Genomic DNA, 7440 nt, shown 5'->3' with positions numbered 1-7440 from the left:
CCAGGGCCCGCCAGTCGGTCTCGGTCTCCCGCCAGCCGAACCTGCCGGCCGCCGCCTCCACGGCGGCCGGGTCGCGGCCGGCGAGGACGGCGAGTTCGGGCTGGAGCGGGAGGTCGAAGAAGCGCGGGGCGGTACGCCAGGCATGGGAGTGCATCGCTCCCATGAAGGCGTAGCCGACCATCCCGACCCGCAGGGCCGATTGCTGTGGAGAAGTCATCAGGCTGGCGATTCCTTTCGGTCTATTTGTTGAACCCGGCGGTCAGTCCGCTGACGAGCTGGCGGCGGGCCAGCACGTAGAGGACCACCAGCGGGAGGGTGGAGAGCACGACGGCGGCGAGGACCGCCGGTATGTTCACGCTGAACTCGTCCTGGAACGCCCAGAGCGAGAGCGGCAGGACCCGCTTGTCGGGACTCTGCGTGAGGATCAGCGGGAAGAGGAACCCGTTCCAGACGTGCAGTGCGTTGTAGATGGCGATCGTGACCACCGCCGGGCGGACCAGCGGCAGGGCGAGGCGCCACATCATGGTGAATTCCGAGCAGCCGTCCAGCCTCATGGATTCGAAGAGTTCCCGTGGGACGTCCCGGAGGAAGTTCGACAGGATCAGCACGGAGATGGGGATGGCGAAGGCGATCGACGGCAGGATCAGCGCCAGCAGTGTGTCATAGAGGTGCGCCTTGGTGATCATGAAGTAGATGGGGATGATGGTCGCCTGCAGCGGGATGGCGAGGCCCATCAGGAACAGCGTATGGGCGGACGTGATGATGCGCCCGCTTCCCCGCACCACCGCGTACGCCGCCATGAACGAGACGATCACGGCCGGGATGACACTTCCCAGCGTCACGATGACGCTGTTCACGAAGTACCGGACGAAGTCCGCCTCGAGGACCGTCCGGTAGTTTGCCAGGGTCGGGTCCGTGGGTGGCGCCAGCGGGTTCGAGCCGAAGAAGCCCGCCTGGTTCTTCAGGCTCGTGATGATCACGTAGTAGACGGGCAGGATGATCAGGGCGAGCCACACCCAGCCGCCGAGCCCCCCGAGGACGTTCGGACTGCTCCTGCCCACCCGCTTCCGCTGGGAGCGCTCGCCCGCCTGCTCATCGGCGCCCTGCGCCGTCTCGGTTGCCAGTGCCATGGCTACGCTCCTTCCAATTGGCTTGCACTGCGGCTGTTGCCGCCGAGCCGCTGCAACACGAGGGCGAGACCCAGCCCGATCACCACGAGGATCACGCCGAGGGCACTCGCTGCTCCCATGTCGTTGGCCCGGAAGCCGGTGAGGTACATGTGCAGCGGGAGGAGACGGGTCGCGTACCCCGGACCGCCTGCCGTGAGGACGAAGATCAGGTCGAAGTACGCCAGGGATCCCAGGACCATGAGGGTGGACGAGGTGATGATCGTGTACTTCAGCTGGGGCAGGGTGATGTGGAAGAACTGCTGGATCCGGCCGGCCCCGTCGATCTGGGCCGCCTCGTAGAAGGACGCCGGGATCTGGCGGACGCCACCCTGGTAGATGAGCGTGTGGAAGGGGACGAACTGCCAGGCGATGACGAAGATGACCACGAACAGCACCAGGTCGGCACTGCCGAGCCAGTTCTGGGCGAGGATCGGCAGGCCCAGGCCCGGACCCATGCCGAAGTTGGGGTCCAGCAGTGCCTTGAACGCGATCGCCACCGCAGCCGACGAGAGCAGCAGCGGGACGAAGTACAGGACCGCCAGCACCGCCCGGTAGCGCTGGTTGCCCGCCGTGAACACGCCCAGGAGGAGGCTGATCGGGACCTGCACCAGGAGCGAGTAGACCATGATCTTCAGCGTGACGATCAGCGCGTTCAGGGTCACCGAGTCGGTGAGTGCGGTTCGCCAGCTCTCCAGTCCGGCCCAGGTGATCGCGCCCAGCCCGTTCCAGTTGGTGAAGCTGAGGAACACCACGCCGAGCAGGGGCAGGACGGCGAAGACCAGGAAGAACGCCAGCGCCGGGACGACCATCCACGCCGAGGGGCCTTCCGCCCGGGCGCCCCGCACTCTCATGACGGGCTTGGGCTTCAGCAGCGTGCTCATTTGCCCAGGGTGGCGTTCATGTTCTCGGCGAACTCCTCGGGGGTGATCTCACCGATGAAGATCTGGTCGAGGTTCGCGAGCATGGCGTCACCCTGGGCGGGGCTCAGCGCCTGGTCCCAGGAGAGCTGGAAGCTCGGTGCGTCCTGCGCCAGGCCGTAGACGAACTCCACGAAGTCCTTGTCCTCGGAGGCTGCGAGCTGGTCCTCGATGCCGTTGACGGCGGGAACCGCGCCCGAGTCGATCATGGCCTGTGTGTACTCCTCGCTGAACAGTCCGTCCTTGAGGTAGTTCAGTGCGGATTCCTTCTGCTGCTCGGAGGCCGTGGAGGAGACGGACCACATGTTCGCGGGGTTGCCGACCACGTTCGCGGGGTCGCCCGCACCGCCCTCGACCTCGGGGAACGGCACGAATCCGACCTCTCCCGACTCGACGAACTCCGGGGCGTCGTTCTTCAGGTTCTGGTAGACCCACCCGCCGTGGAGCATCATCGCCGCCTTATCGGTGTACAGGAGGGCGCTGTCGGCTCCCGCGTCGGCCGCGATCGAGGAGAAGCCGTTGATGAACCCGCCCGCGTCGACCAGCTCCTGGATCTTCGCGAGGGCCTCGATCACCGCGGGATCGGACCAGGCGTCCTCCTCCCCGTCCAGGATCGCCTGGAAGACCTCGGGTCCGCCGATGCGGTCGACGAGGTAGGACAGCCACATCAGGTTCGGCCACTTCGACTGGCCCGCCAGGGCGAAGGGCGCGATCCCCGCGTCGTTGAACTCCGGTACCAGCGCCATCAGGTCGTCCCAGGTCTCGGGGGGTTCGACGCCCATGTCCTCGAAGACCTGCTTGTTGTAGTAGAGGACGACCGGCTGCATGTTGTTGTTCGGGAGGGCATAGGTCTTGCCGTCGATCACGCCGTTCTCGAGGACGGAGGGGATGTAGCGCTCCTTCACCTCGGGGTTGTCGGCGAGGAACTGGTCCAGGTCGCCGACATGGCCGGCATCGACATAGGACTTCAGTACGCCACCGCCCCACCCGTAGATGAAGGTGGGTCCCTCGCCCGCGCCCACCGCGGTGCGCACCTTGGTCTTGTAGGCGTCGTTCGCGAAGAATTCCTGGTTGATCTTGTCGTCCGCGTTGGCCTTGTTCCAGTCCTCGACGGAGGAGCGGAAGATGTTCTCGCTGCTGCCGGTCAGCGCCCACATGGTGGGGGAATCGGAATCGGCGGCGGGGTCGGCGGGTCCGCTGGATCCGCAGGCGGCCAGGCCGAGGGCGAGGGTGATGGCGGAGGCTGCCGAGATGAGGGAGGTGGTTGTTCGCATTTTCATCAGTTCTTCCGTAGTCGACTCAGCTCGAGGCAGGGGGCCGGCTGAGATGGGCAGGTCAACTCCGCGGGTATGCGGTCGCTGACCGCCACGCTGCGGAAGAGATTTCGAAATGTTTTCGATAACAACAAACTAACAAGGGGAAAGTTACCTGCATCACAGCGGGCGGTCAACACCCCTGCTTCTTCCCTCTTCTGCTGGGGATCTTGCCCTGCGAGACGGGACCCGTCAGACTCGTGCAGGAGGGGGTCGAGTGTGCTCCGGGAAGGATTTCGAAACATTGTCGGAAAGTGGAGTTCGCACCAGGGCCACCCTGGCGTCCGTCGCCGCTCTCGCCGGAGTCTCGACTCCGACGGTGTCCAAGGTGATCAACGGGCGGGAGGACGTCGCACCGGCCACCCGGAAGCGCGTGCTGGCGGCACTGCGGTCGTCCGAGTACCAGCCACCCGGGCAGCGGCTCGCCCTCGCACCCCCGGCCTCCACCCTGATCGACGTCGCCGTGGACAGCGTGACGACGGCGTACTACGCGGAGGTGATGGACGGGATCCTCGAGTGCGCGGAGGCGCAGGGAGCGGAGATCGTCCTCTCGAAGACGGGGCTCACGCACCTCACGGCCGGCGAGCGGGCCGAGAAGATGCAGGCGTCGGGCCGCCGCGGCCTCCTCCTCGTCACCTCGCGCTGGTCTCCGCGTGAGATCAAGGACGTGAGGAAGCGCGGCATCGCCGTGGTGGTGATCGACCCCATCAATCCACCCGGGCCCGGCGTGGCGAGCGTCGGCGCCACCAACTGGTCCGGGGGGAAAGCTGCCACGGAACACCTGCTCGGCCTCGGGCACACGCGCATCGCGTTCATCGGCGGGCACTCGAGCGCGGAATGCAGCCAGGACCGCGAGCACGGGTACGTGGCCGCCCTCCTCGAGCGGGGTATCCCGATCTCGGAGGAGTACGTCCTGGCGGGCGCCTTCGATCCGGAGACGGGGCGCCAGGCCCTGGCCCGGTTCCTCGCCCTGGACAACCCGCCCTCCGCCATCTTCGCGGCCTCCGACAGTATCGCGCTGGGAGTGCTGGCCGAGGCGCACTCGCTGGGCATGACGGTCCCCGACGAACTGAGCGTGGTCGGCTTCGACGGGACCTACATCAGCGAGCAGTCCTCACCGCAGCTCACCACCGTCGCGCAGCCGCTACGGGACATGGGCCGCGCCGCGGTACGTGCGCTCCTCCGGGAGATGGGCGGGGAGGCGCCCGATGCCACGCGCATGGAACTGGCCACACACCTGATCGTGCGATCCTCGACGGCACCGCTCCGGCCCTGACGCCTCGCCGACCGCCGCCGCACCGGCTACCGAAGCGGTCTGGAACGGGTGCCGATTCTCCGGTTATCCTATAGAATCTACGAAACTCAGAAGGGATCGCAATGACGCGTCTGTTCAACGAACCGGAGAACTTCGTCGACGAGATGATGGACGGCTTCGCCGCCGCCGCCTCGCGCTGGGTCCAGCAGATCCCGGGGGGCGTGGTGCGTGTCGGACGACCGGCGAAACCGACGGTCTCCCTGGTCATCGGGGGCGGCAGCGGACACTACCCCGCCTTCGGCGGCCTCGTGGGCCCGGGCCTGGCGCACGGGGCGGTGATGGGCAACCTCTTCGCCTCACCGTCGGCCCACCAGGTACGCACCGTCGCCCGGACGGCCGACCAGGGGCGCGGGGTCCTCCTGTCCTACGGGAACTACGCGGGTGACGTCCTGCACTTCGACGAGGCACAGGCCGAACTGCGTGAGGCGGGGATGGACGTCCGGACGGTGACCGTGACCGACGACATCATCAGCGCGCCCCGGGGCGAGGAACACAAGCGCCGCGGGATCGCCGGCGACCTCACGGTGTTCAAGGTCGCGGGTGCAGCCTGCGAGGTGGGCTACGACCTCGACGGCGTCGAGCGTGTCGCACGGCGCGCCAATGACAGGACGCGCTCCCTCGGCGTCGCCTTCGGCGGCTGCACCCTCCCCGGCGCCGATGCGCCGCTCTTCGAAGTCCCTGCAGGACGCATGGCCGTCGGTCTGGGCATCCACGGGGAGCCCGGCATCGACGAGGTCGACATCCCGACGGCGGCGGGCCTCGCCGAACTGTTCGTCAGCAGTCTCCTCGAGGAGGTGCCGGACGGCGTCGACCTGGCGGGCGCGCGCGTCGTGCCCCTGCTGAACGGCCTCGGGAGCGTCAAGTACGAGGAACTCTTCGTCGTCTACCGCACCGTGCACGCACTCCTCGCTGCGCGGGGTATCAGCATCGTCGATCCCGAGGTCGGCGAGCTGTGCACCAGCTTCGACATGGCCGGCTGCTCCCTCACCCTGCTGTGGCTCGACGAGGAGCTCGAACGTCTCTGGACGGCGCCGGCGGACACCCCCGGCTTCCGGCGCGGACAGGTGGGCGACCAGCAGCGCTTCGACGCGGTGGTGAAGGACGACGCCGAGGAGGTCATCGGAAGCTCCACGGCCGAGTCCCGCGCCTGCGCGGCGACCATCGTCACGGCCCTCGAGGCGCTCGCACGCACGGTGGACGAGCACGCCGACGAACTCGGCCGCCTCGACCAGGTGGCGGGCGACGGCGACCACGGGATCGGCATGCAGCGCGGCGCCCATGCCGGCCGGGACGCGGCTCGAGCCGCCGTCGAGCAGGGTGCCGGCGCCGAGACGGCCCTGCGTCACGCGGCCAACGCCTGGAGCGACCGCGCCGGTGGCACCTCGGGCGCCATCTGGGCGACGATGCTCAAGGCGCTCGGAACCGTGGTCGGCGACGACGCGCGCCCCACCCCGAAGGACCTCGCACGCGGGATCTCCGCGGCCAGGGACGCCGTGATGGCCTTCGGAAAGGCGAAGGTCGGCGACAAGACCATGGTCGACGCCGTCGTCCCCTTCTCCGATGAACTCTCGACACGGGTGGGCGACGGATCCGGGCTCGCCGAGGCGTGGGCGGGAGCAGCCGCCGCGGCCACGGCAGCGGCGGAGGCCACGGCGTCGATGCGCGCCACCCTGGGGCGCGCGCGGTCCCACGGCGAGAAGTCCGTCGGGACGCCGGACCCCGGCGCGGTGTCCTTCGCGCTGATCTGCACCACCGTCTCGGACGTCATCCGTAACGCACCGGGCGCCCGCCCGGACGACCACTAGGAGGAAACATGGCACTCAGGCTGATCGTCGGCTGCGACGACGCGGGATACCAGTACAAGGAGATCCTCAAGCGGGATCTCGAACAGAACGACCTCGTCGAGTCGGTGGTCGACGTCGGCGTGGGCGAGGACGGGCACACGTCCTATCCGAAGATCGCGATCGAGGCCGCCGAGCGCGTCGCGCGGGGCGAGGCGGACCGGGCGCTGCTCATCTGCGGAACCGGCCTCGGCGTCGCCATCGCCGCGAACAAGGTGCAGGGCATCCGCGCCGCCACGGCCCACGATCCCCTGTCCGTGGAGCGGTCCGTCCTGTCCAACGACTGCCAGGTGCTCTGCATGGGCCAGCGCGTCATCGGCAGCGAACTCGCCCGCCGGCTCGTCCGGGAATGGCTGACCTACACGTTCGACACCTCGAGTGCGTCCCAGGCGAAGGTGGACGACATCTGCGCCTACGAGGGCGTGTAGCGCACCCATGCCGAGGTTCACCATCGGCTCGAGCCTCAAGATGTACTTCGGCCATCGGCGCCAGCTCGAGTGGACGCGCCGGGTGGCCGAGATCGCCTCGACCCATCCGGCGGTCCAGCAGGGCGTGGTGGAGCCCTTCGTCATCCCGACGTTCCCCTCCATCCCCGCCGTGCGGGACCTCGCCGTGCCCGGGGGGCTGCTCGTGGGAGCGCAGGACGTGCACTGGGAGGATGCCGGCGCCTACACCGGCGAGGTGTCGGCGGCCGAACTGGCGGAGATCGGCGTCCGGCTGGTGGAGATCAACCACGCGGAGCGGCGGTCGATGTTCGGCGAGACGGACTCCACCGCTGCCCGGAAGGTCCTGGCGAGCCTCCGCCACGGCCTCGTGCCGGTCCTCTGCATCGGCGAGGAGGAACAGGGCGAGCACTCCTCGGCGATCCGGGCGTGCGTGCAACAG

7 protein-coding genes and 1 pseudogene are annotated in these 7440 nt (G+C 68.4%); 4 read left to right on the top strand and 4 right to left on the bottom strand.

Annotation, left to right across the window (positions count from 1 at the left end):
- The 4 genes and pseudogenes from CVO76_RS14360 to CVO76_RS14345 all read right to left on the bottom strand — a co-directional run.
- Positions 1–217 (bottom strand): annotated as a pseudogene (locus CVO76_RS14360) (Gfo/Idh/MocA family oxidoreductase); the annotation flags it as partial.
- A gap of 22 nt (positions 218–239) precedes the next feature.
- Entirely contained in the window at positions 240–1130 is an 891-nt protein-coding gene (locus CVO76_RS14355; RefSeq protein ID WP_208739840.1) for a carbohydrate ABC transporter permease, read from the bottom strand.
- 2 nt (positions 1131–1132) lie between these two features.
- Complete coding sequence (locus CVO76_RS14350; RefSeq protein ID WP_244186339.1) at positions 1133–2020, bottom strand: carbohydrate ABC transporter permease; 888 nt, start codon at positions 2018–2020, stop codon at positions 1133–1135.
- A gap of 26 nt (positions 2021–2046) precedes the next feature.
- Positions 2047–3366, bottom strand: a complete 1320-nt coding sequence (locus tag CVO76_RS14345) for an extracellular solute-binding protein (RefSeq protein WP_208739836.1) — start codon at positions 3364–3366, stop codon at positions 2047–2049.
- Between the two features lie 250 nt (positions 3367–3616).
- Here CVO76_RS14345 and CVO76_RS14340 point away from each other — a divergent pair, with 250 nt between their 5' ends.
- From CVO76_RS14340 to CVO76_RS14325, 4 genes are all read left to right on the top strand, one after another.
- Positions 3617–4675: a substrate-binding domain-containing protein gene (locus CVO76_RS14340; protein ID WP_133079885.1), complete on the top strand. Its 1059-nt coding sequence runs from the start codon at positions 3617–3619 to the stop codon at positions 4673–4675.
- A 101-nt stretch (positions 4676–4776) separates the two neighbouring features.
- Positions 4777–6519 carry a dihydroxyacetone kinase family protein gene (locus CVO76_RS14335; RefSeq protein ID WP_208739832.1) on the top strand — a complete coding sequence of 581 codons (1743 nt, stop codon included), beginning with the start codon at positions 4777–4779 and terminating at the stop codon, positions 6517–6519.
- Between the two features lie 8 nt (positions 6520–6527).
- Positions 6528–6983, top strand: coding sequence for a ribose-5-phosphate isomerase (locus CVO76_RS14330; protein WP_133079887.1), 456 nt, complete (start codon positions 6528–6530; stop codon positions 6981–6983).
- 7 nt (positions 6984–6990) lie between these two features.
- A partial coding sequence (locus CVO76_RS14325; RefSeq protein ID WP_208739830.1) for a triose-phosphate isomerase family protein occupies positions 6991–7440 on the top strand: 450 nt, incomplete at its 3' end.

The organism is Arthrobacter agilis (assembly GCF_002953615.1).
GTDB lineage: Bacteria > Actinomycetota > Actinomycetes > Actinomycetales > Micrococcaceae > Arthrobacter_D > Arthrobacter_D agilis_B.
Note: the sequence above shows the minus strand (reverse complement) of the source record. Positions and strands in the feature narration are given on the sequence as shown.

Bases quoted from the DNA above. Each gene is read 5' to 3' on its own strand.
- CVO76_RS14350 (WP_244186339.1), bottom strand. From the start codon at position 2,020: ATGAGAGTGCGGGGCGCCCGGGCGGAAGGCCCCTCGGCGTGGATGGTC.
- CVO76_RS14330 (WP_133079887.1), top strand. From the start codon at position 6,528: ATGGCACTCAGGCTGATCGTCGGCTGCGACGACGCGGGATACCAGTAC.
- CVO76_RS14355 (WP_208739840.1), bottom strand. From the start codon at position 1,130: ATGGCACTGGCAACCGAGACGGCGCAGGGCGCCGATGAGCAGGCGGGC.
- CVO76_RS14335 (WP_208739832.1), top strand. From the start codon at position 4,777: ATGACGCGTCTGTTCAACGAACCGGAGAACTTCGTCGACGAGATGATG.
- CVO76_RS14345 (WP_208739836.1), bottom strand. From the start codon at position 3,366: ATGAAAATGCGAACAACCACCTCCCTCATCTCGGCAGCCTCCGCCATC.